The organism is Candidatus Methanarcanum hacksteinii (genome assembly GCF_964305265.1).
Classification (GTDB): Archaea; Thermoplasmatota; Thermoplasmata; order Methanomassiliicoccales; family Methanomethylophilaceae; genus Methanarcanum; species Methanarcanum hacksteinii.
Window position 1 is genome coordinate 1 of sequence record NZ_CAYATA010000002.1, and the last position, 25829, is coordinate 25829.

Annotated in this window: 20 protein-coding genes, 3 tRNA genes and 2 rRNA genes; 11 read left to right on the forward strand and 14 right to left on the reverse strand. The window is 47.6% G+C overall.

From position 1 onward, the window contains the following. A 23S ribosomal RNA gene (locus tag ACI2NF_RS00850) occupies positions 1-2658 on the reverse strand; the annotation flags it as partial. A 332-nt stretch (positions 2659-2990) separates the two neighbouring features. Further along, positions 2991-3401: a DUF61 family protein gene (locus ACI2NF_RS00855; RefSeq protein ID WP_400147186.1), complete on the reverse strand. Its 411-nt coding sequence runs from the start codon at positions 3399-3401 to the stop codon at positions 2991-2993. Positions 3402-3499: 98 nt separating this feature from the next. On the opposite strand from ACI2NF_RS00855, the gene nifB reads away from it, so the two are divergent. Both nifB and ACI2NF_RS00865 read left to right on the forward strand, forming a co-directional pair. Beyond that, the gene (gene nifB / locus ACI2NF_RS00860) at positions 3500-4723 is read left to right on the forward strand and encodes a nitrogenase cofactor biosynthesis protein NifB (protein ID WP_400210951.1); all 1224 of its coding nucleotides are present in this window, start codon (positions 3500-3502) and stop codon (positions 4721-4723) included. Positions 4724-4795: 72 nt separating this feature from the next. Beyond that, positions 4796-6565 (forward strand): alanine--tRNA ligase, encoded by a 1770-nt coding sequence (locus ACI2NF_RS00865; protein WP_400210952.1) that lies wholly within the window; start codon positions 4796-4798, stop codon positions 6563-6565. A 116-nt stretch (positions 6566-6681) separates the two neighbouring features. Here the strand turns inward: ACI2NF_RS00865 and ACI2NF_RS00870 are convergent. The 8 genes from ACI2NF_RS00870 to ACI2NF_RS00905 form a co-directional block, all read right to left on the reverse strand. Beyond that, positions 6682-6757 (reverse strand) — tRNA-Ala (locus ACI2NF_RS00870). 119 nt (positions 6758-6876) lie between these two features. Continuing rightward, positions 6877-8349, reverse strand: coding sequence for a PH domain-containing protein (locus ACI2NF_RS00875; protein ID WP_400149715.1), 1473 nt, complete (start codon positions 8347-8349; stop codon positions 6877-6879). Then, complete coding sequence (locus ACI2NF_RS00880; protein WP_400149714.1) at positions 8346-8837, reverse strand: PH domain-containing protein; 492 nt, start codon at positions 8835-8837, stop codon at positions 8346-8348. The genes ACI2NF_RS00875 and ACI2NF_RS00880 overlap by 4 nt, the downstream gene beginning before the upstream one ends. A gap of 74 nt (positions 8838-8911) precedes the next feature. Continuing rightward, positions 8912-9226: a 30S ribosomal protein S10 gene (gene rpsJ, locus ACI2NF_RS00885; RefSeq protein WP_177971893.1), complete on the reverse strand. Its 315-nt coding sequence runs from the start codon at positions 9224-9226 to the stop codon at positions 8912-8914. An 11-nt stretch (positions 9227-9237) separates the two neighbouring features. Next, on the reverse strand, positions 9238-10494 hold the full coding sequence (gene tuf, locus ACI2NF_RS00890) for a translation elongation factor EF-1 subunit alpha (RefSeq protein WP_400152368.1): 1257 nt from the start codon (positions 10492-10494) through the stop codon (positions 9238-9240). 74 nt (positions 10495-10568) lie between these two features. Next, entirely contained in the window at positions 10569-12776 is a 2208-nt protein-coding gene (locus ACI2NF_RS00895) for an elongation factor EF-2 (RefSeq protein WP_400210953.1), read from the reverse strand. Positions 12777-12800: 24 nt separating this feature from the next. Continuing rightward, a complete protein-coding gene (locus tag ACI2NF_RS00900; protein ID WP_177971890.1) occupies positions 12801-13370 on the reverse strand; it encodes a 30S ribosomal protein S7 in 570 nt (189 codons plus the stop codon). 5 nt (positions 13371-13375) lie between these two features. After that, positions 13376-13804, reverse strand: coding sequence for a 30S ribosomal protein S12 (locus ACI2NF_RS00905; protein ID WP_177971889.1), 429 nt, complete (start codon positions 13802-13804; stop codon positions 13376-13378). Between the two features lie 220 nt (positions 13805-14024). Here ACI2NF_RS00905 and ACI2NF_RS00910 point away from each other — a divergent pair, with 220 nt between their 5' ends. From ACI2NF_RS00910 to ACI2NF_RS00920, 3 genes are all read left to right on the forward strand, one after another. After that, positions 14025-14660: a translation initiation factor IF-2 subunit beta gene (locus ACI2NF_RS00910; RefSeq protein WP_400147166.1), complete on the forward strand. Its 636-nt coding sequence runs from the start codon at positions 14025-14027 to the stop codon at positions 14658-14660. A gap of 7 nt (positions 14661-14667) precedes the next feature. Then, positions 14668-15912 (forward strand): tRNA (N(6)-L-threonylcarbamoyladenosine(37)-C(2))-methylthiotransferase, encoded by a 1245-nt coding sequence (locus ACI2NF_RS00915; protein WP_400196943.1) that lies wholly within the window; start codon positions 14668-14670, stop codon positions 15910-15912. Positions 15913-15944: 32 nt separating this feature from the next. Further along, a tRNA-Gln gene (locus ACI2NF_RS00920) sits at positions 15945-16020 on the forward strand. 279 nt (positions 16021-16299) lie between these two features. Here the strand turns inward: ACI2NF_RS00920 and ACI2NF_RS00925 are convergent. Beyond that, positions 16300-17769 (reverse strand): 16S ribosomal RNA (locus tag ACI2NF_RS00925). 551 nt (positions 17770-18320) lie between these two features. Here ACI2NF_RS00925 and ACI2NF_RS00930 point away from each other — a divergent pair. Next, positions 18321-18407 (forward strand) — tRNA-Ser (locus ACI2NF_RS00930). A gap of 167 nt (positions 18408-18574) precedes the next feature. Here ACI2NF_RS00930 and ACI2NF_RS00935 read toward each other — a convergent pair. Further along, positions 18575-19375, reverse strand: a complete 801-nt coding sequence (locus tag ACI2NF_RS00935) for a hypothetical protein (RefSeq protein ID WP_400151952.1) — start codon at positions 19373-19375, stop codon at positions 18575-18577. A gap of 82 nt (positions 19376-19457) precedes the next feature. Between ACI2NF_RS00935 and ACI2NF_RS00940 the strand changes: the two genes are divergently transcribed. Genes ACI2NF_RS00940 through ACI2NF_RS00960 form a run of 5 tightly spaced genes read left to right on the forward strand, consistent with a single transcriptional unit; the run spans position 19458 to position 23056 of the window. Further along, on the forward strand, positions 19458-20102 hold the full coding sequence (locus ACI2NF_RS00940; RefSeq protein ID WP_400151954.1) for a metallophosphoesterase family protein: 645 nt from the start codon (positions 19458-19460) through the stop codon (positions 20100-20102). A 57-nt stretch (positions 20103-20159) separates the two neighbouring features. Continuing rightward, positions 20160-20543, forward strand: a complete 384-nt coding sequence (locus ACI2NF_RS00945) for a 30S ribosomal protein S8e (protein ID WP_400148076.1) — start codon at positions 20160-20162, stop codon at positions 20541-20543. 41 nt (positions 20544-20584) lie between these two features. After that, a complete protein-coding gene (locus ACI2NF_RS00950; RefSeq protein ID WP_177971760.1) occupies positions 20585-20875 on the forward strand; it encodes a signal recognition particle subunit SRP19/SEC65 family protein in 291 nt (96 codons plus the stop codon). A gap of 32 nt (positions 20876-20907) precedes the next feature. Next, positions 20908-22269 carry an NAD(P)H-hydrate dehydratase gene (locus ACI2NF_RS00955; protein WP_400151956.1) on the forward strand — a complete coding sequence of 454 codons (1362 nt, stop codon included), beginning with the start codon at positions 20908-20910 and terminating at the stop codon, positions 22267-22269. A gap of 4 nt (positions 22270-22273) precedes the next feature. Further along, the gene (locus ACI2NF_RS00960; RefSeq protein WP_400148080.1) at positions 22274-23056 is read left to right on the forward strand and encodes a metallophosphoesterase; all 783 of its coding nucleotides are present in this window, start codon (positions 22274-22276) and stop codon (positions 23054-23056) included. A gap of 43 nt (positions 23057-23099) precedes the next feature. Here ACI2NF_RS00960 and ACI2NF_RS00965 read toward each other — a convergent pair whose 3' ends face one another. Together ACI2NF_RS00965 and ACI2NF_RS00970 are read right to left on the reverse strand one after the other, a co-directional pair. Beyond that, positions 23100-24632: a Ni/Fe hydrogenase subunit alpha gene (locus ACI2NF_RS00965; protein ID WP_400148081.1), complete on the reverse strand. Its 1533-nt coding sequence runs from the start codon at positions 24630-24632 to the stop codon at positions 23100-23102. Beyond that, a complete protein-coding gene (locus ACI2NF_RS00970; protein ID WP_400148083.1) occupies positions 24633-25829 on the reverse strand; it encodes an NADH-quinone oxidoreductase subunit B family protein in 1197 nt (398 codons plus the stop codon).

Below are 25829 nucleotides of genomic sequence, written 5' to 3' on the forward strand. Positions count from 1 at the left end.
ACACCTCCATCAAAAAGCAACAAAACTGTCTCGCGACGTTTTAAACCCAGCTCACGATCCCTTTTAATGGGCGAACAACCCCACCCTTGGCAGCTGCTGCACCACCAGGATAGGGAGAGCCGACAGCGAAGTAGCAAGCCAGCAGGTCGATATGAACTCTTGCTGCTGACAACTCAATTATCCCCAGGGTAATTTTTCTGACATCAATCACCCCCACTCAGGAGGTTGATTGGTTCGCTAAGCCTTAGTTTCCTATCTCCGAATCCTATTGTCTGATTCCGAGTCAAGCTAGCTTTTACCTTTACATTCTTCGTTAGATTTCTGACCTAACTGAGCTAACCTTTGGGCGCCCTTGTTATCTTTTTGAGGGCGTGGCGCCCCACCCGAACTACCTGCCTATAGCTGTCCCTTCGTAAAGGTTAGTGGTACAAATTCGCAAGGGCGGTGTTTCATCGGTGTCTCGGAGAGAAGCTAGCGCTCCTTCCTGGGTAACGGCTCCCGCCTACCCTACACATGCAAATTCATATCACAACAACAGGTTGTAGTGAAACTCCATGGGGTCTTCGCTTTCAGATGGAGGGGTCTGGATTGTGCACCAGACTGATTGTTTTCACTAGCGTCGAGGCGGGGACAGTAGAACTCTCGTTGAGCCTTCATGCAAGTCGCCAATTAAGCGACAAGGTATTACGCTACCTTAAGAGGGTCATAGTTACCCCCGCCGTTTATCGGTCCTTCGTTCCGTTGAAACAGAATTTAAGATACCGACACTGGGCAGGCTTCGGCCGCTATACACATCCTTTCGAACTAGCAGCGACCTATGTTTTTATTAAACAGTCGGAGTTCCCTTGTTACTGCGACCAGTTACTCACGCAACTGGCACCCCTTATCCCGAAGTTACAGGGCTAATTTGCCGAGTTCCCTCGCCTCGATTATGCTAACACGCCTTAGGCTACTCACCTAGGGACACCTGTGTCGGTTCTTGGTACGATTAGTAAAGTTGACCCTATATTCCTTTTCACGGAAACCAGGAATCATCGGAAGAGGGCCTACGCCCCCCTGATCATGAATTCATCTCCTTCTCACCATTACGGTCCTTCAGAGACTTCGGCACTTCAATATAAAGACAATTATACTCCAACTATCCCGATCTGTCAAAATATAGGCAAAGAAATTACTAGTACAGGAATATTAACCTGTTTCCCATTCGATAGTCTCGATTAAGGACTACCTTAGGATCGACTAACCCTTGGCTGACGAACATTGCCAAGGAACCCTTGCCCCTGCGGCGGTACGGATTCTCACCGTACTTTGCTGCTACTCACACCATGATCCTCGTTGGTACACGGTCCACAGGACCTCACGGCCCCACTTCTGCCCATGCACCACGCCCCCTTACCAAATAACATTGCTGTTTTCTAAAGTATCGGTACTCGGCTTAGCCCCGTCCATTTTCTGGGCCCACAATCTCGACCGGTGAGCTGTTACGCTATCTTTGAAGGATGGCTGCTTCTAAGCCCACCTCCCGGTTGTCTAAGACTGCCGACGCCATTTCGTATTACACTTAACCGAAATTTAGGGACCTTAACTTTAGTCTGGGTTGTTTCCCTTATGGCCATCAAGCTTACCCCGGATGGCCTCACACCCGGTGTCTACAGCGAACGCAAGTTCGGAGTTTGACAAGGAACCGAGGAATTTCTTCCCCTAAATCCCTAATCGGTGCTCTACCTCACATTCTACCTCGACCGAGGTCTATCTGCGAATAGTTTCAGGGGGAACCAGCTATTCCCGGCCTAGATTGGCCTTTCACCCCTACACCCAAGTCATCCAAACGATTTGCACATCAGAACTGGTTCGGACCTCCACCTCCCCTTCGAGAGGCTTCATCCTGCTCAGGCATAGATCGACCGGCTTCGGGTATCCGCACCATTGACTCCAGGCGAGCACACCTTGTCCCTCGTTAAAAACTGCGGACAATCGGTTTCCCTTCGGCTTCGTACTTCAGTACTTAACCTCGCCAATGATCAGAACTCCATGGTTCGTTTTTCGAAACGAACAATATAACACTGGTCCACCATTATGGTTTCTTCCCTTTGATGCTATATAAATCTTTAACCGCATGGTTTCAGGTCTTTTAACCTCCCGTAAAGGGTACTTTTCAGTTTTCACTCGCGCTACTACTGCACTATCGGACTAGAGACGTATTTAGGATTGGAAGTGAATGTCTCCCGAATTCACGCGTGATATCCGACACACGTTACTCTGGATACTCAAAAATCTCCATACAACACTTCTTCTAAGGGGCTATCACCCTCTATGGCAGTGCTTTCCAGCACACTTTGAATCTTGTTGCTAAGGAGTAAAAGAGTCCAAAACACCACATCTCCCCATACTTTCATATGGGGATTCAGTTTGTCCTATACCGCGTTCGATCGCCTTTAATAACGGTATCTCTGTTGATTTCTTTTCCTGCGGGTACTAAGATGCTTCAATCCCCCGCGTTCCCAATCATTACTGATTATTCCGAAGAATAGGAAGTCCCATTAGGTAATCGTCGGATCATAGGCTTCATGCACCTACCCGACGCATATCGCAGCTTGACACGACCTTCTTCAGCGCTCTAGCCGAACCATCCCCCATGCGGCGTAGCATCGCCGCTGGCGTATGATCTAGCACACGTCCAGGTTGCGTATGATTGGCAATCATCGGGCTAATTCCGCTCTCATCCTCCATATACGGAGCCCTATGCCACTTCCCCGAACAAGGACCTCTTGTCGGGTGCATGTTTTCACTTGATCGTTATTCAGAAGCCTTTACGACTTCCGGCGAAGTTCCCGATTAGCGGAGTAGTATATAATACTTCTGGCCAACCAGTCAGTTCACAGTGATTTCATAGCTCGCCTTTCAGCGAACCACACGATGGTACACATCGCGCATACCCCTGTACAATCAACTTATATTTATACGTTTTTGATGAACAAAAAAATCATTCATCAAAGATAGAGAATTGCGGTCGTTGTGGGCAATCTTTTCAATAAAACGCGATAATCGGAAGGAAAGATCCTGATCGTCTCCTCATCATGCCATGCGCGATCAAGAACTTTAGCTATGATCTTACATTCTATGCGTCCATCCACCTTCCAACATGTCTCTTCTCCGGTAATGTCCGTCGATACGAAGATTGGGAGGCGGAGATACATGCGGTCGATCTGATCGCATATGGTGGAGAGATATTCGATCTCCTTAGGATCCATCTCGATCGTGTGTCCCGACCTAGTCTTGTATGTCCTATTGCCCTCGATACAATCCAATAGCGTATGTTTATTCACGGGGACATCCGCATTGATGTCGGACATGATCCTCCCTATACCTTGGGCACCATTCATCGATGCGACATATTTCATTCATTACTTATATTATATAATATAAGGAAGACTAGTGAAGCATACCATCCTAGTAACTTAACAACGTGAATTTATAGAACGATATGTATATCGGACGTATGCAGCAATCAGAAGCTCTGAAAGAATCGCTGATGACGCACCCATGTTTCAATGAGGATGCACATAAGAAATTCGCAAGAATGCACCTCCCTGTTGCTCCCAGATGCAACATACAATGCAATTATTGTAACAGGAAATACGATTGCTGCAATGAATCCAGACCTGGTGTGACCAGCGAGGTACTTTCTCCCAATGAAGCTATTGAAAAGATCACTTTGGTAAAGGAGAAGATACCTGCTTTGAAGGTCATCGCGATCGCTGGACCTGGTGACCCTTTAGCCAATGAATCCACATTCGAGACGATAAGGATCGTAAAGGACAGATTCCCCGAGATGTCATTGTGCATCTCCACCAATGGTCTAAGGCTTCCAGATTATGTTGACGAACTCTATTCATCCGGTGTTAGGTTCGTAACTGTAACGATGAATGGTATCGACCCCGAGATAACGAAAGACATCTACGATAGCGTCATGTGGAACGGGACATGCTACAAAGGGAAGGAAGCTGCAGAGATACTTCTGAGAAATCAGATCGAAGGGATAGAACTCTGCGTCAAGAAAGGCATGATCGTCAAAGTGAATGTCGTACTCATACCAGGGATCAATTCCGAACATATCCCGGACGTTGTGAAGAAGGTGAAAGGACTTGGTGTGTACATCGTCAACATCCTTCCATTAATACCTGTAGAGGGTACAAAATTCTCGAATATCGAAGCTCCTACGCCAGAAGAAAGGAAAAAACTGCTTGATATATGTTCATCCGACATCAAGATGATGCGTCATTGCAGACAATGCAGGGCCGATGCCATCGGACTCCTTGATGACGACAGATCCAATGAATTCGTCAGGACAAGACCATGCGGTTCAGGCTGCGGACCGAGCGTCGAGAACAACCCCATCACCATTTCTGATGATAGGGCGAAAAGGGTAGCTATCGCATCCGAGTCCGGAATTGCTGTCGACGGTGGATTTGGAAATACGAAAAGATTCGTCATTTACGAAGGTCACAAGATCGTCGATGAGATTCAGATAGACATAAGCTGCAACACATATGGTCAATCCCACAGCGACCACATAAGGGAGATAATCTCTAAACTGAAGGATTGCGACACCGTCATCGTCAAAGAGATCGGTTCTGCCCCATTGAATATACTGAGGTCAGAAGGAAAGAGAGTGATCATATCTGACAAGGATATCGAAAAGATCCTCTCTGAACTCTTTTGAAAATACCTTCTGCCACATGTGGAATTATATTTAAATAAGTACCACATGCGCGGGATTATTAGAGATGAGCACATGGATGCCCAACAATTAAGAGAAGCTTTTGTTAAATTCTTCGAGGAAAGAGGACATGCACATATCGACTCCGCATCACTCATTCCGGAGAATGATCCCACAGTACTATTCACAACCGCCGGTATGCACCCGTTGGTACCATACCTTCTTGGGGAGAAACACCCCATGGGCAAAAGACTCGTCGATTATCAGAAATGCATCAGGACAGGAGATATTGATGATGTAGGCGATGCAAGTCACCTTACATTCTTCGAGATGCTTGGGAACTGGTCACTTGGAGATTATTTCAAGAAGGAATCCATTGGATTCAGTTTCGATTTCCTTACCGATGTGTTGGGTTTCAAGAAGGAACAACTCGCAGTCACTGCATTCGCAGGCGAAGATGGGATTCCCAAAGATGAGGAGACCGCGGAGATCTGGAGATCACATGGATTGAAGGATGATCAGATATTCTTCTACGGAAGAGCGGACAACTGGTGGGGGCCAGCGGGAGTAACAGGACCTTGCGGACCGGATACCGAGATATTCTACGACAACGGGCAGCCTAAATGCGGACCTGATTGTGGACCTTCATGCCATTGCGGCAAGTACACAGAGATTTGGAACAACGTGTTCATGCAGTACAACAAGGACAAGGATGGGAAATATACTCCGCTCGCACAGAAGAATGTCGATACAGGCATGGGTCTGGAAAGGGTGTGCCGTATCCTTCAGAATGTTCCCTCAGTCTATGAATCTACAATATTCCAACCGATAATCTCCAAGATCTCAGAGATCTGCGGAAAACCATATGAAGAGCCGTACATCAAGGACTTCAGGATCGTTGCCGACCATATCAGAGCAGCGACATTCATCCTTGCTGACGGAGTCGTTCCAGCAAAGGTCGGACAAGGCTACATCCTCAGGAGGCTCATCAGGAGAGCATCCAGGAATATGAGCAAACTCGGTTACGATGGATTGTTCATGCAGAAGATCGCAGAAGTCGTTGTGGATGAGTTCGGAGATGCATATCCTGAACTTGTCAGGAACAAGGATTCGATATACTCATCACTGACTGCTGAGGAGGAGAAATTCCAGAAGACCCTTACAAAAGGTCTTAGGAAATTCGATGAGATGGTCGCAGAGAACGGTGATTCGAAGGTCATGAAGGGAGAACTCGTCTTCAGATTGTTCGACACATATGGATTCCCCATCGAACTCACAGCCGAACTCGCGAAAGAGAGAGGTCTTGAAGTCGATATGAAGGATTTCGAAGCGAGATTCAAAGAACACCAAGACAAATCCAGGATGGATTCGAATCAGACATTCAAAGGTGGGCTTGCTGACCACAGCGTGGAGACAACAAAACTCCACACTGCAACACACCTCCTCCATGCTGCGCTCAGAAAAGTTGTTGATCCGAACATCAGACAGAAAGGAAGCAACATAACTGCAGAGAGACTCAGATTCGATTTCAATTTTGACAGAAAACTCACACCTGAAGAGTTGCAGAAGATCAATGAATTCGTCAATGATGCGATCAAACAGGACATACCTGTCGTTTGCAAAGAGATGACGAAGGAAGAAGCGAAAGCTTCTGGAGCGATCGGTGTCTTTGACAGCAAATATGGAGAGATCGTCAAAGTCTATGTGATAGGCGACATCGACAGTGAACTCTGTGGTGGACCTCACGTCAGCCACACTGGAGAACTCGAAGGATTCAAGATCCTGAAGGAAGAGAGTTCAGCAGCTGGCGTCAGACGTATCAAAGCAGTCGTCGGAAAATTCTGAACGGCTCAATAAACCCTTTCAAACAACCTCTTTCCTTTTTTCAATTTTTATTGAATCGTGAACACACTAAACCCGATGTAAAGACTGGGCTAATGTCAAAACAAATCGTAAAAAGATGGTGGACTGGGCGCGATTTGAACGCGCGGCCTCCTGCTTGCAAAGCAGACGATCTTCCAGCTGATCTACCAGCCCAACAATTCTTGTGATAGATAAACCGTATATAAACTTTATTATTATACTATTATGCTGAATTCGATGATCCATTAACATCAAAGTTACGTCAAATGAAGTTTGATTCTCCAAATTAAAGATCATTGATTATTTTTGTTTCCAAAATAGTGACCGTCTTTGATCCTTGTCAAGAGCTTGAAACTGATGTCATCGAAGATATCCGTTCTGAAATAGCCAGATTTGACCGATTTCGTTCCAGATGATGACAGCATGGAGATTGTGCATTTCGATAAACCCTTACGCCTTGCGAAATAACCTGAACTGGTCTCGAGTATCTGCACACAATCATACCTTATCGTCACCTCCTCCAGATCCAACACGCCGATGTAGAAAGTGAACTTATCCTCACAGCATGAATATCCTTTGTTACGAACGGACAACCTCCAACCGAGGATGAGGAGAATCATCAAAACAGAGTATGTCAAAATAGCTGTGATAACGAATAGACCTTCAAAACCAGGATTCGAATCCCAGAATTCATCAAGGAGGTCCATTGAAGAGATCACGATGGATAATGCAACTATGAATGTTAAAAGTGCAGCAGCAACAGCGGATTTGCCAAAAATGAGTGAATTAGCACCAGGTGATTGTTTTGTGATCTCCTGAGGATATGTGAATTCAGGGATTAGACGCTTGATGATTTCATCCAATTTCTTCTCCTTCATGACTAGACATAATGTTGGCGTGACATCATTGGATATGGCATTGATACCAACGACATCGGTCTCCAAGTATGCCATACCCATGATCCTTGCAAAGAACGGTTTCTTTATCGAGAATGCGTTGACTCTGCTTATATCGAACGATGAACGATAATTGGTCAGAAGGCCATGTTGAAGATAGATCGTATCCTCGTCACGATAGACTTTGAAATTGAAATAACGTATGATCTGACCTAGGATGGGCACTATTGTCTGTATGATGAATAGCAACAATGTCGAAGAAAGGATTGCTTTGCTGCCAACAACATCGGATATCGAGCTGAAGATACCGTATACAAGAAAGAAGAAACCGACAAGAAGAGTATATGTGGATTGTGACAGGATACTGTGGAGAATGACCTGTATCGGCGAGAATGATGCGATGTACTCATACTCCACCTTCTCTTCACTCACAGGGTCATGATTGTACATGTGTATGGTGACATAGGCTTTGATGCGCTTAGCTACATCATCTTTAACGCATATCGATACCTCGGGCACACTAGCGTTCACACCGGAATTCACATTGAATTGAAGGATGGTTGTGCCGAATATCTTTTCGAACACCCCTCTGACGACATTAACAGATGATAATCTCTCATAAGGAATCGTCCTATCTGCTTTGAAAGCAGTTCTCTTTTTAACGACGATACGATCATCCATGAATGAATAGGTCGTCAGTTTCCAGGCCCTGATCATTATTACAACAACGACAAGAGAAGAAGCGATGAGCAATACAGAAATCTTGGGTTGTTCATCCATCGTCATGATTGCCAAAACTGCAAGTGCGAATACAGAGAAAAGACAATTCTTTATCACAACGGATGGATGATTCCTTATGGATTCTATCATTGATTATCCCTTGATCTGATGATTTTGTTCACGACATTGTTCAATTCATCGGCTATCTCTTCAGCAACATCCTGTTTCAGATATTGTATCGAAGCCGCACCGCCTGCAGTGATCACATAAACATCAGAAAGTCCGAACAGATTGTTTATCGGGCCCTTCTTTATCTCGATCTGATGAATTCTCTCGATAGGGACCATCGTCGTGGTTATTGTGAATATTCCTCTTCTGATGTCCACTTTCTCAGAATTCACAATATATGCATAGTGATCATAGAATAGGATTGGACGTATCATCAAGAATACAATGATAATCGCTACGATGCCTACGATGATGTACAGCACCCACGTTTCGTAGAAATCTGCAGACATTAGGAAAAATTCAGCGATAGAAGCTGCTAATAGACAGATGATCGCCCATATCAGACTTCCAATGTACATGGATTTCTTACTATCTGGTGACAACTGTTGATAACCAGAGGTATCACACATACGTCGAAATGGAAATCGCTATAATAATATATTCCTAAAGGGGGAAATCCCCCTTGGAATTAGATTAAATGAGTTTATGCGTTGCGGAGGACGATCTCGATGTTCACGCCATCGGGGACCTGAATCCTCATGAGCTGCCTCAAAGCACGCTCGTCAGCATCGAGGTCGATGAGTCTCTTGTGGATCCTCATCTCCCAGCGGTCCCATGTCTCGCTGCCTTCACCGTCGGGTGATTTCCTGCAGGGGACTTTCAACTTCTTTGTAGGAAGTGGAACCGGTCCACGGATCTGAACTCCAGTCTTCTGAGAGATTCCTCTGATCTGGGTACAGACGCTGTCGACTTTCTGCGGGTCTGTTCCGCTCAGTGAAATCCTTGCGCGCTGTGACATTGAGATTACCTTCAGGCTTTCTCAACTGAGACACAAACACCTGCTGCGACTGTCTGTCCCATGTCACGGATAGCGAATCTTCCGAGAGGACCGAAGTCTTTAGCGGGCTCGATTACGAGAGGCTTGGTGGGTTTGAACTTGACAATTGCGTTGTCACCGTTCTTGAGGAAGCTGAGATCCTCGAGCTTCTTACCTGCACGCTGTGCAGAAATGACCTCAACAAGCTGACATGCGACCTGTGCTGTGTGAACGTGGAAGACAGGTGTGTATCCAACGGTCATGACAGACGGGTGGTTGAGCACAATGATCTGTGCTGTGAATGTCTTTGCAACTGAAGGCGGGTTGTCAACAGGTCCTGCGACATCTCCCCTCTTGATCTGGTTCTTTGCGACTCCACCGACGTTGAATCCGACGTTGTCTCCAGGAACTGCCTCGGGCATCTGCTCGTGGTGCATCTCGATTGATTTAACCTCTCCAACGACGTTGGAAGGCATGAAGATGACCTTTGACTTCGGCTTGAGGACACCGGTCTCAACACGTCCGACAGGGACTGTTCCGATACCAGTGATTGTGTAGACATCCTGAACAGGAAGCCTGAGTGCTTTTGTTGTCTCCTTTGCGGGGACTTTGAAGTTGTCGAGTGCCTGGAGGAGCGTGGGGCCCTTGTACCAGGGTGTGTTTGCTGAAAGCTCTTTGATGTTGTCGCCCACGTATGCGGATACAGGGATGAACGGGATGTCCTCTGCCTTGTTTCCGATCATTGCAAAGAGTTTCTTCATTGCGTCGACTGCCTCTTTGTATTTGGCTTCGTCGTACTTGACTGCATCCATCTTATTGATTGCAACGATGATCTGCTTGACACCGAGTGTTGTTGCAAGGAAGATGTGCTCTTTTGTCTGTGCCTGAGGTCCCTCGATTGCAGAGCATGTGATGATTGCTCCGTCTGCCTGTGAGGTACCTGTGATCATGTTCTTAACGAAGTCACGGTGTCCAGGTGCGTCGATGACTGTGAAGTAGTACTTGTCGGTGTAGAATCTCTTGTGTGCGACATCGATAGTAACTCCCCTCTCCCTTTCTTCTTTGAGTCCGTCCATGACCCATGCGAAGTAGAAGGTACCCTTACCTTTCTCTTCTGCTTCTTTCTTGTATTTCTCAACGATGTGCGGGTCGATTGCACCGGTCTCGAGAAGGATCCTTCCCGTAAGGGTGGATTTTCCGTGGTCGACGTGTCCGATGATGACCAAGTTCATGTGCTCTTTTTCTGCCATGTTTTTTTCCTCCTTTATAGGATTAATTTAAGCCTGAATTGCTCCATATAGTGTTTTGTATTTAAGTTTAAGCCTCAGATACCTGCATAGTATTTCGAATCATAAGGCTCGGGCGTCATTCCCTTCCTTGTTCTGATCTCAGTTACGACTTTCTTCTGAAGATCTGGTGGGATCTGCTGGAAACCAGCGTTCTCTGTTGACCAGATCGCACGTCCCTGTGTGGAACCGCGAACGTCGCCTGCGAATCCGAACATCTCTGCGACAGGACAAAGTGCGGATACTGTTGAATCCGAACCATCTGATCCTGTGTCGAGAATGGTTCCACGGCGCTGACTGATGAGACTAATCGCTCCTCCGATATAATCTGGAGGCACAGCGATGAATACCTTCTGCATAGGTTCGAGAAGGATCCTTCCTGCGTCACACATCGCACCATAGATACCATCCCTTACTGCGGGGATGACCTGTGCAGGACCTCTGTGGATTGTATCCTCGTGGAGTTTTGCATCCATGAGCTTCACTTTGAGTCCGGCGACCTTCTCTCCTGCGAGAGGACCTTTCATCATGGCCTCTTCGAAGGACTGCTTGATGAGTTCCATTGTCTCGTGGAGATACTGGATACCTTTTGTGCAATCGAGAAGGACGTTGTTTCCTTTGAATGCTACGATACCTTTTGCTTCCTCTGAGTCCATTCCTGCATCAGCAAGGATCTTTGCGAGGGCCTTCGGGTCCTTGATCTTCGCTTCAGGATCAATGTCACCCTTGCGGATGGCTTCCTTGACACCCTCTTCCAAAGGCTCTACGATGAAGTAGAACTTGTTGTGCTTGTTGGGTGATTTACCCTCGAACTCTGAGGGGTTCCTTCCTTTGACGGATTCCTGATATACGACGATAGGTGCAGATGAGACGATGTCGACTCCCTGCTCGTTGATGATCCTGTATTCTGTGATCTCAAGGTGAAGTTCACCCATTCCTGAGATGAGGTGTTCACCGGTATCGTTGTTGATCTCGATGTTCAATGAAGGGTCGGCTTTAGCGATCGTCCTGAGGACCTCGATCAACTTAGGCAAATCTTTCATGTTCTTTGCTTCGATGGCTTTCGTAACGACAGGCTCGGAGTAGTGGGCCATCCTCTCGAAAGGCTCCATATCCTTGAGTGTTGAAACTGTCGAACCAGCGATCGCATCTTTCAATCCAGTGAGTGCGACTATGTTTCCTGCCTCACATTCCTCGATTGCGATACGGTCTGCACCGACCATCAATGCGACACCCTGTACCCTCTGGGGTGCGGGCTGTCCTGAAATGTAGAGTGTCATACCCTTTCTGACTGTTCCTGAGAAGAGCCTTCCGATTGCGACCTCTCCTGCGTGAGGATCCATGATGATCTTGTTGATCATGAGTGATACGTCACCGTTAGAGTCACAAGCGAGCATCTGCTTTCCGATGGATGTGTTGAGGTCTCCCTTCCAGATGGTAGGGATACGGATCTTCTGTGCATCCACAGGGTTGGGGATGTGTCTGATGACCATCTCGAGTGCTACTTCGTGGAGAGGGATCTTCTTAGCGAGCTCTTTCTGTCCGCCTTCCTTTCCACAGTACTCAAAGATGTCCTTGAATGAGACGCCGCTCTTCTTCATGTAGGTCGCGGAGATAGCCCAGTTGTTGTATGCTGAACCGAATGCGACCGTTCCGTCCTGGATACTTACCTGCCACTCTTTGTTGAGAGGTGCGGGGAGGATCGTTGCGATCTTCTTGTTGAACTCAGCGACGATGTGCGAGAACTTCTCGATCATCATCTCAGGTGTGACCTGCTGCTCAACGATCATCCTGTCGACCTTGTTGATGAAAAGCATAGGCTTGACACGCTCTTTGAGTGCCTGCCTGATGACGGTCTCGGTCTGAGGCATGATACCTTCGACAGCACAGCATAGGATGAAGACACCATCGAGTGCCCTCATTGCCCTTGTGACGTCTCCACCGAAGTCAACGTGACCAGGTGTATCGATCAGGTTGATCAGATACTTCTGACTGTCGAACTCGTGGACCATCGATGCTGATGCTGCATTGATCGTGATTCCACGTGCAGCCTCCTGCTCATCGAAGTCGAGAACACGCTGTTCTCCAGCAAGTTCTGATGACATCATACCTGCGCCTGCGATCAGATTATCGGAGAATGTTGTCTTTCCGTGATCGATATGTGCTGCAGTACCGATGTTCCTGATGAACTGCTGTGTCTTCATCAGAGTGACTGCGTACTTTACATTGTCCTCTTTTCTGCCCATAATCCCACCTTTGTTTCTTTATGATCAGCGGGCGGACTGTGCAACCCTCTCAATCTCTTCTTTCTTAGCGACTGAGAATGATGTCATATCTCCCTTTGCAGCAAGCATGATCTCATCTGCGATGCAGCTTGCAATAGGTTTCTTGTTCTTTGTTGATGCTTTGACGCATCCAGTGCTCATGTTGCGAAGTGCGATATCGAGCCTCCTCTGAGGGGAGATATCGACTGCTTTAGGAACTGAGACACCACCGAACTGGAGCCTTGTGATCTCCTCACGGGGTGCTGCATTCTCGAGCCCGTTGACGAGGATCTGCACAGGGTTCTCCTTTGTCTTCTGAGCGATGATATCGAATGCTTCAGATACAGCTGCGTAAGCTTTGAGTTTCTTTCCGGTGTATTTCTCGGTCCTCATTACATTGTTGATGAGTCTCTCAACGATGCAGAGTTTTGACTTTCCGAACCACCTGTTTGCATGCTTTCCGCCCGAGTGAGGAACATTTGTGGGGGTGAGGTCTATGTATTTTGCCAGTCCGCCATCGGCGACTGTAACCTCGGACAGATCGTATTTTCCGAACATAAGTGCTTTCTCTTCCATTGAATTCACCTTACCGGTTTGTCAGTCCTTCCCCTGACCATCTCATTGAGCGAAACGTTGTTGACCTTGATGACCTTGTAACGGACTCCAGGAATATCTCCGTATGAACGGCCCATCCTTCCACCGATACCTTCGACCATGACCTCATCGTGTTCATCGATGAAGTTGATAGCTCCGTCTCCAACCGCGAATGCTGTGATCTGACGTCCGTTCTTGATGAGCTGGACTTTCACACATTTCCTGATAGCGGAGTTAGGCTGTTTTGCTTCAACTCCGACCTTCTCCAGGACGATTCCGCGTGCCTGTGATGAACCCTCAAGAGGATCGGATTTCTCCCTAAGTTTCAGTACTCTCTTCTTGTATGCCCTGTCCAGCCAGCGATGTTGCTGCCTGTCAGTCCTGAGTTTTCTTGCGGTATAAAGACCTCTACCCAATTTTTCACCTCATAATATTATCTGAAGTAACGTCGCGATTATTGTTATCCTATTTAAAGGATATGCAATCCTCGGACATGATCTGATTTCACCTATAATCAACTTGTATATAACTGCTATCCGTGTATAGCGAACTACATAACGGATTGCATCCGTTTTTGCCTCGCGCGCGCATAAGCTTTTTAAATACGATATATATGGGCAGACAAGAGGAATCCTTATGACAGCAGATGAAGACTATTTCGCATTGCTCGACAGAGCCAAAGAACAATTGCCTGAAGTGGCAGAATCACACGAGAGATTCGTAATACCTGAACTCGATGTGCTTCAGGAAGGTAAGACCACAGTGATCAGGAACTTCATCGACGTCACAGACACACTCAGAAGAGAGCCTGAGCACGTCCTGCAATATCTCCTCAGGGAATTGGGAACACCAGGAAATCTCGAGGGTCGCAGGGTCATCTTGAAATCCAAAATCAGCCCCGGACATATCGCGGATAAGATCCAATCATACACGGACACTTTCGTCATCTGTTCCGAATGCGGCCGTCCCGATACGAAGATGGTCAAGGAAGGAAGGACCCTCGTTCTCGAATGTGAGGCATGTGGTGCACACAGGCCTGTCAATGTCAAGAAAGGATCCAGATCCGATACGCACAACGGACTGAAGGAAGGGGACATAGTAGAGGTCTTCATCAGTGATGTCGGAAAGAAAGGTGATGGTATCGGTAAGATGATGGATTATGTCGTCATCGTCCCTGGAACTGTGAAGGGAACCACCGTACATGCGAAGATCACGAATATCTCCGCCAAGACTGCGTTCGGTTCATTGACCACTGAGGCGGCTACACGCTGAGGTCCATATGAGATATTTCGTGGAATCATATGGTTGCACGATGAATTTTGGCGAGGGTGAACAGCTCTCCAAGAAGATGGAGAGTCTCGGCCACACCAGGGTTAATTCTCCTGATGAGGCCGACATCGTCATCCTCAATACCTGTACCGTAGTGGATACTACCGAGAAGAAGATGGTCCATAGGATGGGTGAATTGAAACAGGAAGGGAAGGAGATCATCGTCACCGGTTGTATGGCCAAAGTACAACCCAAGAGGATATCCATACGCCTACCTGAATCGATGATAATACCGCCGGATCAATACGATCTCTTCAGTGGGAAGGTGGAGAGTGCATTCGGATGTGCCCCTTGTACAGAGACTTACAAGTTCGGAGCCTCTGCGATATTGCCGATAGCACAGGGTTGCCTCGGCAACTGCTCCTATTGCATAACGAGATTCGCGAGAGGCGTGTTGAAAAGCTATCAGGAAGATGAACTTCTGAATGAATTCAAATCCATGCTCGATTCGGGTGTGAAGGAGATACTTGTTACAGCACAGGATACTGCATGCTATGGTCGTGACATAGATACCGATCTACCAACACTTCTTAGGAGATTCCTGGAATTCGAAGGAGAATACAGGATAAGGATCGGCATGATGAATCCCAACAATCTCGATCGCATACTTGACGATCTCATGGATGTCATGGAGGACGAGAGGGTTTACAGATTCCTGCACATACCTGTACAAAGCGGTAGCAATTCAGTATTGGAGAGAATGAGAAGACATTACACCGTCGATCGTTTCATGGGGATCGTCAATCGCCTGAGGGAGAGATATCCCGACATAAGTATAGCGACGGATCTGATAACCGGATTCCCCGGTGAGACCGACAGGGACCATGAGAAGAGCATCAAACTCATCAAGGATCTCCATGCGGACACCGTCAACATAACCCGCTTCTCTGTAAGGCCGGGAACTGATGCTGCTACGATGAAGAACCAGATCCACGGTAACATTTCTAAAGAACGCTCCACAGAGCTTACAGAGACGAAGATGTCTGTGGAGGGCGATATAAACAGTACACTGATCGGTCAGAGATACAGGGCCCTGGTGACAGAAAACGGAAGGCCTGGAACAATGATCGCAAGGAATAGGAATTATAGGCCGATCGGCATAGAGGCTGACATCCCTATCGGCACATTCATTGATGTTGAGATCACAGGAAGTGCTCCCACACACCTCGTCGGAAGGATCGTCAACCATCAATGATTAAATAATTTAATTCGATAGGGCAGAACGATAGTCCCGTAGTGTAGTGGTCAATCATGCCGGCCTTTGGAGCCGGCGACCCCGGTTCGAATCCGGACGGGACTACCACTTCTCATAAATCTGATCCAAAACAATATCGAAACTAGCTATCATTCATGTAGAATTGATACTAGATTAAAAGATATGTTGTTCGATGCTCACAATGACAAAGTGACAAAATGGACTAAAGTAGTAGAAATTGAAGAAAAGAAAATACAAGTGACGTTCGATGCTACGTTTAGTGCGTGATAAACTACCAAGGAATTGCGGGAAGTACTCGTTTGAGACTTCCTTGCAATGTAAATTCGCTTATATGTTTTGAGAGTGGGGGTTAACCCCACTCTGCGTAGGAGGTGATCCATCTGCAGGTTCCCCTACAGATACCTTGTTACGACTTAACCCTCCTTGCTAAATCTCAGTTCGAATACCCCAATTAGAGATAGCCTCACTGAAACCCAACTCAGGTGGTTTGACGGGCGGTGTGTGCAAGGAGCAGGGGCATATTCACCGCGAGTTGTTGATTCGCGATTACTACGGAATCCAGCTTCATGTGGGTGAGTTACAACCCACAATCCGAACTACGGACGGGTTTCGAGATTGCCTTCGCCTTTCGGCGTCGGAGCCCATTGTCCCGCCCTTTGTAACGCGCGTGTAGCCCAGCAGATTCGGGGCATACTGACCTACCGTTGACCTCTCCTTCCTCTGACTTAGCGCCAGCGGTCCCAATAATGTGCCTACATCGCGGACGACATAGTAGCAATTATTGGTGAGGGTCTCGTTCGTTATCTCACTTAAGAGAACGCCTTACGGTACGAACTGACGACGGCCATGCACCACCTCTCTGAAAATCTAGTAAGGTCATCGGCCTGACTTTCATGTAACAGTCGCTGCTGGTGAGTTTTCCGGTGTTGAATCCAATTAAACCGCACGTTCCTCCCGTTGCGGTGCTCCCCCGCCAATTCCTTTAAGTTTCATCCTTGCGGACGTACTCCCCAAGTAGCAGACTTAACAACTTCTCTCCGGCACTGAACACCCCCGAAGGGTCCCCAACACCAAGTCTGCAGCGTTTACACCCTGGACTACCGGGGTATCTAATCCCGTTTGCGACCCAGGGCTTCGTCCCTCACCGTCGGATCCGTTCTAGCAAGACGCCTTCGCCACCGGTGGTCCTTCTAGGATTACAGGATTTTACCCCTACCCCAGAAGTACCTCTTGCCTCTCCCGGTCCCAAGTTCACCAGTCTCCTCGGAAGTCGGAAAGTTAAGCTTCCCGATTTACCCAAGGATTTAATGAACCGGCTACGAACGTTTTAGACTCAATAAAATCGACCACCACTTGGGCTGCGGGTATTACCGCGGCGGCTGGCACCCGTCTTACCCAGCCCTTATTCCTTTAGCGTTCTATACTAAAGAAAAGCTAATACTAATGTACTAGCACTAGGAATTCCCTCATCGGAGTTGCCTCCATTGTGAAGTTTTCGCGACTGCTGCGCCCCGTAGGGCCTGGATTCGTGTCTCAGAATCCATCTCTGGGCTCCCTCTCTCAAGGCCCATACTCGTCACTGGCTAGTGGGTCCGTTACACCCACTACAACCTGATAAGCCGCAGACCAATCCTAGAGCGCCGGAACTTTGAACCATGAATCATTCCAGATTTCATGATCTATGGAGTATTATTCTCAATTTCCCGAGATTATCCTCCACTCTAGGGCATGTTATCCACGTGTTACTGAGCAGTCCGCCGAGTCCATTACGACTCTCGACTCGCATGTCTTAATCGAATTCCTATAGCGGTGGCCGCCGGCAGGATCAACCGGAGTCAAATCAATTTTGACTATTCAAACGTCATTTATGATGGATGAAATTGAAACTGGCAGTTTACCACGTTTCACCTATTGTCCCGCTAAACGGCACACTCATTACGATGCTCCGTCTAACGGAACATTCGTAGCATCGAACGTCAGAATACAAGAGAACACGCCGTGATGTCGGCGGAGATCTTGATTCTCCATCTTTGCCGTCTGAAACGCTTGTCGGTTTCAGCCGCGCATTTCCGAGTATATCGAAGGAGTATATAATGGTTTTGGACCATCACACCCCACGACTTTACTCGTGTGCTTGGTGTCTTGCACCGCGCATTACCCCGTTATGCGCTTCTCTACTTATACTTATCTGTCATGAAAAAAAATTGGTTATTGTTTTTCCTACATTTCGATATAATCACCGAAAAAATGGCATATTTCATCTGATAAACAGCACCACGATGGCGATCTGGCGCGTTATAGAAAGAACAAGAAAGATCTGCAGAAAAAGCGGACGAAAAGCATGTGGAGAATGTTTAATATGAGAACGGCTTACAGCAGATTACCTTGTGGGGGTGGCCCAGCCTGGTAAGGCGTTAGACTGCTAATCTAATGTCCGTACGGACTCGCGAGTTCGAATCTCGCCCCCCACGCCATTTCTATTCTATTATCAATCCCTAAAAAGATCGTTCGATCGATCATTTCAAATCTACATCAGAGGGTTGTAGCGATCGACATACCGCATTACAATTTATTTTGAATTTATTCTGTATTATAATATATAATAAAATAAGGAGTTTAGTGAGAAGTTGAATTGATAGGATCACTCGGTCGCTAATGCATCCGGGACGATCTCTGGGAACCTTTCCTTAACGAGTTCATCCACTTTATCGATGAATTCGTTATACCTTACCTCAAGCTTCGCTTCCTCTTTGTTGAGTGAATTGACATAGAGCTTTCCGTACTTCGGTGCATCCATGCCATTGACTATATCGACAAGTGTCTTCAGATTCGATTCCAATCTACCCCTATCAGAATAATCGAGCTCCAGAAGGAGATCTATGAGCCTCATGTCGATCTTCGTGAAACGGATGACATCCTCACACGCCTCTTCTTTGAAATTACCAGCCAACTCGCGTTCGATGAAGAGATCGACCTTCGAATTCTTCATCGCCCTGATCTCTCTCAACATGTTCTCGTCATCCTCTGTGAACAAAGGCTGCATGTACGGTTCATCAACATCATCATCCTCTGAACCCGTAACTTCATCAGAGGATGGGATCTCCTCAGGCACAGGTGAAACGACAATATCATCGTCAACGACCATTTCGACGATATCCTCAACAACGGGCGTCTGCCCTGTTCTCAGCTCGTTGAGATATCTCTCATCATCGAGTTCATGTGTGGAGAGTCTCTCAATGTATCTCGTGTTTACGATGGGATCATGCTCAGAACTCTGGGAACCGGATAACAATCCATCTATGTCATTGACATCCCTGTTGATCTCACCTATGAGTTCTACGAACTCGTTCCTTTCTTCAGGCTCAAGTGCGATCATACTTGCGTAAAGAACGATCTCGCCGAGTTTACGCCCTTTAATCTTGTTCAAACGTGCATTATCCATGCTACTCAAAATACAGATATGGTTTATATAACTGTAGAAAAACAATCGATTTTGTCTAATAATCGAATCCACATTCATTATCATGAAATTCCTCGTACTAACAGATCTTCATAACCAGTGCTCAGCGTTCGAGTGGATCGAGAGACTTGAAACGGATGACATCGACGCCATACTCTTCCTTGGTGACGTCACTGATCTTGGAACGAGTGAGGAAGGCGTGAACACCTTGAAGAGATTCAAGAAGGATGTGTATTTCATACCCGGTAACTGCGACCCGTTGGATCTGCCCACTAAAGCTGAGAACGTCTGCCACAGCGTACATGGAAAAGCATTCTCCATTGGTGACATCAAATTCGCAGCATACGGAGGCAGCAACCCTACAATCTTCCACACGCCATTCGAGATAGAGGAAGACATTATCGAATCCGATCTCGATAAGATCTGTGAAGGCATCGACATACTGATGACGCATGCCCCATCCAACGGGATACTCGATGAGATCCCGTCGGGACTTCATGTCGGAAGCACTGCGATAAAGAAGATCGTCGAGAGATACAAGCCGAAAGTTGCTCTCTCTGGACACATACATGAGGCGATAGGCATTCTGAAGATCAATGACACATTGTTCATCAACCCCGGTCCTGCTAAAGAAGGACATGCAGCGATTCTTGAACTGAATGATGATGCCATCAATGCTAGGCTTGTAGAATCATCAGACCTCCTGTGATTATATAGCGAGATGAAAGATTTATATACAGTTCGATGTTAGAGGGTCTCGGTAATCATGGCAATTTGGCAGGGAAAATCCAACAGAAAGCCCACTGGAGGCAGGCGTGTCCCCAGTGCTAACAAGAGGAAATTCGAAATCGGCAGAGAGAAGCAGTTCACTAAGCTCGGTGCAGAGTCACTGAAACAGTACCGCGGAGCCGGTGGAAATGTCAAGGTTGGTATGCTTGTAGCAGAATATGCGAATGTTGTTGACAAGAACAGCGGCAAAGTAACGAAGATGAAGATCGTCAATGTCAGTGCAAACCCGGCAGACCCGAACTACATCCAGCGTAACATCTTGAACAAGGGCGCAACGATCGACCTTGAAGATGGAAGCAAAGCTGTTGTTACATCCAGGCCTGGCCAGGATGGAAGTGTTAACGCAATCCTGCTCGCGTAAGCACGCCAAACCTTTTACAATACACTTCCTTTCTGGTAAACATGGCGTACGACGACGATAATGCGATTGTATTATGGCCCGAATATTTTGACATAAGCAGGTCACGTGCTGAAGGAAGGAGACTTCCTAAGTCTCTTTGTGTTGATAAGCCCGACCTGGACATCATAGCTAAGGGCGCCATGATCCTCGATCTTGAGTACAAGATAATAGAGGATGCTGCATATCCATCCAATTCCAATGAGAAGAATGGATGTGTCCGCGTAGAGAAAGGGAAGATGAAGAAAACAACCCTTTTGTCTAAGATCGGTGAAACACTCGTAAAGAACTCTTGATAGATTTATACGAGTAACCGCATTTAGACTTCATGATCTCCATACTTGACGCCAAGGCATTGGATGGCAACGCAGAACATTTGGGTATCAGCGTAGAGTCATTGATGGAGAATGCTGGAAAAGAACTCGCGGAGATAATCTCCGATAAATTCCCATCGAAGAAGGTACTTTTCATCTGCGGGACCGGGAATAACGGTGGCGATGGATTCGTTGCTGCAAGATATCTTTCAGCGGATGCGACCTTCATCAAAGAACCGAAGAGTCCTCTAGCGATCAAGAATTCTAAAAAGATCAAGATCGAACCGTATTCGGATTCATTGATCGAAAGATATGATGTCATCGTGGATTGCTTACTTGGAACCGGTATCGACAAGGATATCAAAGGAGAATATGCAAGATGCATAGAGGGGATCAATCAATCCGGCAAGATGATCATATCATGCGATGTACCCTCTGGCCTTGGTACGAATTGTGCAGTTGTTCCTGATATAACCGTGACATTCCACGACATCAAAGAAGGAATGGATGAATCGAATTGCGGAACGATCATCATCGCGGACATCGGCATCCCGAGTGAGGCATATGACCGTGTTGGTCCAGGAGATATGATAAGATATCCAAGATCCGGGAATGATTCTCATAAGGGACAGAATGGAAGACTTTTGGTCATCGGCGGAGGCCCATACATAGGCGCACCGGCGATGTCGGCATTGGCTGCGGCACGTGTGGGTACAGATCTGATCCATGTCGCTACACCAGAATCATCATTCACAGAGATATCGTCATTCTCCCCCATCTTCATAATGCATAAACTTCCAGGAGATCACGTCACAGAGGAATCTGTCAATACATTATTGGAATTGTCTGAAAAATGTGATTCCGTCCTCATCGGTCCTGGACTCGGTACGGATCCAAGCACGATCAGTGCTGTCCGTTCATTCTGCACACAATGCAAGAGACCGATCGTGATAGATGCGGATGCCATCACTGCGATGTCCGGAAAACACATAAGAAGGAACGCTCCAACGATCTACACTCCGCACCACTCGGAATACATAAGATTGTGCGGCGACATGGACCAGATGGAATCTTCGAAAGAACTTGATTCGGTGATTGTTCTCAAAGGTGAAAAGGACATCATCACTGATGGCACGAGGATACGTACGAACATCACAGGCAACGCAGGTATGACCTCTGGCGGAACAGGAGATGTTCTTGCCGGTATCATCTCTGGATTGCTATCAAAGGGTATGGGACCTTTCGATGCCTGTTGTTTAGGCACATATATCTGCGGAAAAGCGGGGGACTTGGCCTTTGAGGAATTCTCATTTGGACTTTTAGCAACGGACATAATCGATTATGTTGCCAAAGTGATCTCGAAGGAACTAATGTGATCGTATGGCCGACATACAACCGATATATGGCATCCCTGCTCTGAAGGTCAATGACATCATGGTCATATCCGACCTGCATATCGGTGTCGAATCACATCTATTGAAAAAAGGATTCAATCTTACATCGAAGACCAAGGATATGCTGAACTGCATATTGGAGAACTCTAACGATTGCGATCATCTCATCGTACTCGGCGATGTGAAGGATTCCGTTCCAGGTTCATCCAAACAGGAATACAGAGAGATCCCCGATTTCTTCGAGCAGTTACGTGAAAGATTCAGCAACATAGATATCGTCAGAGGGAATCACGATACGAACATAGAGGATTTCATCCCCTCAGGGATAAGGATCAGACCATCCTCTGGAATGAGGATCGATGATGTCGGCTTCATACATGGACATACTTGGCCGAATGAGGATGTCATGAGATCCGATACGCTGATTATGGCCCACGAACACCCTGCGGTCATGTTCAAGGATGGTGTCGGCAACCAGACCACCGAACCATGTTGGGTACGGGGGAATTTCATCTCTGGAGGGGGAAGATATGAGACATTCCCCAAGACATTCATCATCACACCATCATTCAACAGGATGCTTGGAGGATCGCCCATGAATATATGCAACGGGAATTTCCTTGGTCCTTTGATAAATGAAACCTTCCTCGATCTTGATAATGCGCACATGTTCCTCCTTGACGGGATAGACCTTGGAAAACGCAAGGATATCATGGTCAAGGATCGCTATGAGATGAGAAATCTTAGAAGAGGCCCCAGGGGTCGCTGAGTTTAATATTATATTTGGGGGCTTTCGCCCCCCAATAATGTGTTTAGTCGCGTGAAACAGTGTCGTAGATTGAACCGTCACTGTTCCTGATAACAGCTGTCAAAGGCATCTGTCCGGGCAGGCTGTGTGTCGCACAGGAGTTGCACGGGTCGTATGCCCTGAATGCCATCTCGACCATGTTCAACAGACCGGGTGAGACGTCGTAGTTCTTGATGAGTGCTTTCGCAACCCTGCAGACATCTACGTTGATAGGTCCATTGTTGTTGGTCGTTCCGACAACAAGGTTACATGCTGTAACGATACCGTTCTCGTCGCATGTGTAGTCGTGTGTGAGTGTTCCTCTCGGTGCCTCCACACAACCGACTCCACGTCCTCCGGGTACGAGATCCGTCTGTTTGATATCACTGTTGGTGATGTCCGGATCGTTCGCGTTCTCGAGACACCTCTCTGCAGCGTAGATCATCTCGATGATCCTTGCCCAGTGTGTTGCGAGTGTGAAGTTGACGATCGGTTTTCCGTTCTCGCATGGTACTCCGAGGTCCTTGAAGAATCCACGGTACCTCTCGAGTTCTTCCTGTGCGATAGGCGTACTGATCTTGTCGCACACGTTGAGCCTTGAGAGCGGTGTTGCACGGTAGAGACCGTTGTCAGGTCCTGAGTACAGTCCCTTGTATCCGACTTTCTTCAAGTACGGGAACTTCTCGTATGACCAGGGCTCGACAGCCTCTGAGATGTGGTCGAGGTAATCGAACGCATCGTATCTGTCGAACTCTGCACCCTTCTGGTCAACGACTCTCACAGGTCCATCGTGGAACTCGAGTGCGTTGTCCTTACCGACGAGACCCATGTAGTAGGACTCCTGGTAGTACAGATCCTTGTTGGCGATGATGTCCACGTACTCTTTGTTTCCGAGGACGACATCGTTGAAGACCTGCATCGAGGTCTTTGCGAAGTCGACAAGATCCTGAGCGTAGCTCTTGATCTCGTTCTGCTGTTCCTTCGTGATAGTCGTTGAGACTCCACCGGGAACTCCCATGAGGGGGTGTGTTGCCTTTCCACCGATGATCGCCTGGATCCTCTGTGCCTTGGACCTTGCCCTGAGGACTGCTCCTCCGAGTTCGAGTCCGACTGCACCGACAACTCCGAGAACGTTCCTGTTCGCTGCAGGTGATGCAGGACCGAGAACGAAGTCAGGTGCTGCCAATGCGTAGAAGTGCGCGATGTGGCTGTGCACGAAGTGTGCGTTGTAGAACAGATCCCTGAGCTTGAATGCTGTGGGGGTCGGTTTTGCGTTGTAACATCCATCGATCGCCTTCGTTGCAGCAAGGTGGTGTGCTCCAGGACAGACACCGCAAAGCCTTGCAGTGATCTGGTTGAGCTCTGTTACCTTCCTTCCGACACAGAATCTCTCGAATCCTCTGACCTCAGGGACCTGCCAGTATGCGTTCTGGACGTTTCCGCTGTCGTCGAGGAAGATCTCGATCTTTCCGTGACCCTCGAGACGTGTGATCGGGTCGACAGTGATCTTCTTTCCTGTCGCTTTTGTTTTCTCATCCCAAATGATAGGTCCAGCCATTTACTGACCTCCTTCTTTGACTTTTGATTTGATCAATGCCTTAGACATTGTGAATGCGTAGAAGTATCCGAGCGGATCCTTGATGTTCGACATGACATCCGCGATCTTGTCCTCTCCGCATGTGGGATCATCGTCAAGCACAGGATACAATGATGCGATCGCTGTGAATATTGATGCTCCCTGTTCCTGAACTGCCTTTGTTGGTCCGTAGCATCCACGGCAAGGCTGTCCGACTATGGTACATTTTGCACCGCAACCGGCGACAGTAGCTGCACCGAGACAGAGGATACCCTGATCGAGAAGACAGAGATCCGGATCCACGTTGACCTGGTAAGGCTCGTAGATTGCCTCGATTCTCCTGTTCTCCTTGTGCCTGGGGCACTCGTCACAGAGTGTCTTGTCCTCTACACCGATCATCGTTCCCTTTGGTGGGAGCGGGACACCGTTGTAGACGAAGTCGACAAGTGCGTTGAGGAGCTTTCCGATCGTTTCCTGTGTGGGCGGGCATCCGGGGACGCTGTAATCGACATCGATGACCTGGTCAAGTGATTTCACTGTGTCATATAACACAGGGAGTGTGACCTCTCCTTCAGGCACCTGTGTTGATGTCTGGGGGATGACAGGCTTGTCCTTGTGGTATGCTGCCTGGAAATCAGCCGATGAGGGAGTCTTGTCGTATACGTAGTCGAGAATCTCCTTTCCGTCGCCAACGAGGTTGGCAAGGGCAGGTGTTCCTCCAAAACATGCGCATGTTCCGTAAGCGATGACGAGCTTGGATTTCTTCCTGAGGAGTTTTACCATGTGCTCGTTCTCTGAGTTCCTGACTGCACCGTTTATGAGCGATACTGTGATGGAACCGTCTTCCATTGCCTCGATGTCCTTCTCTTTTCCATCTGCTGCGATAGGCCACATGACTATGTCTGCCATCGCACCGATGTTGAGGACCTTCTCATCACTGTCGAGGATCGAGACATCGCATCCACCGCAAGCTGCTGCCCAGTAGAGTGCGATCTTGATCTTTCCGTTCGCAGGTGCTCCGAGACCGGGGACGTATCCCTCGATGGGGGAGTTTGCAACGTATCCGCCTGCGGAAGGTGCTGCTGCAGGAGCTGCGGCGGGTGCCGCTTTCTTCTTTGCGGGAGCTGCTTCCTTCTCGGCCTTCTTGCCCTTCTTGAATATCTTATCAAAGAATCCCAT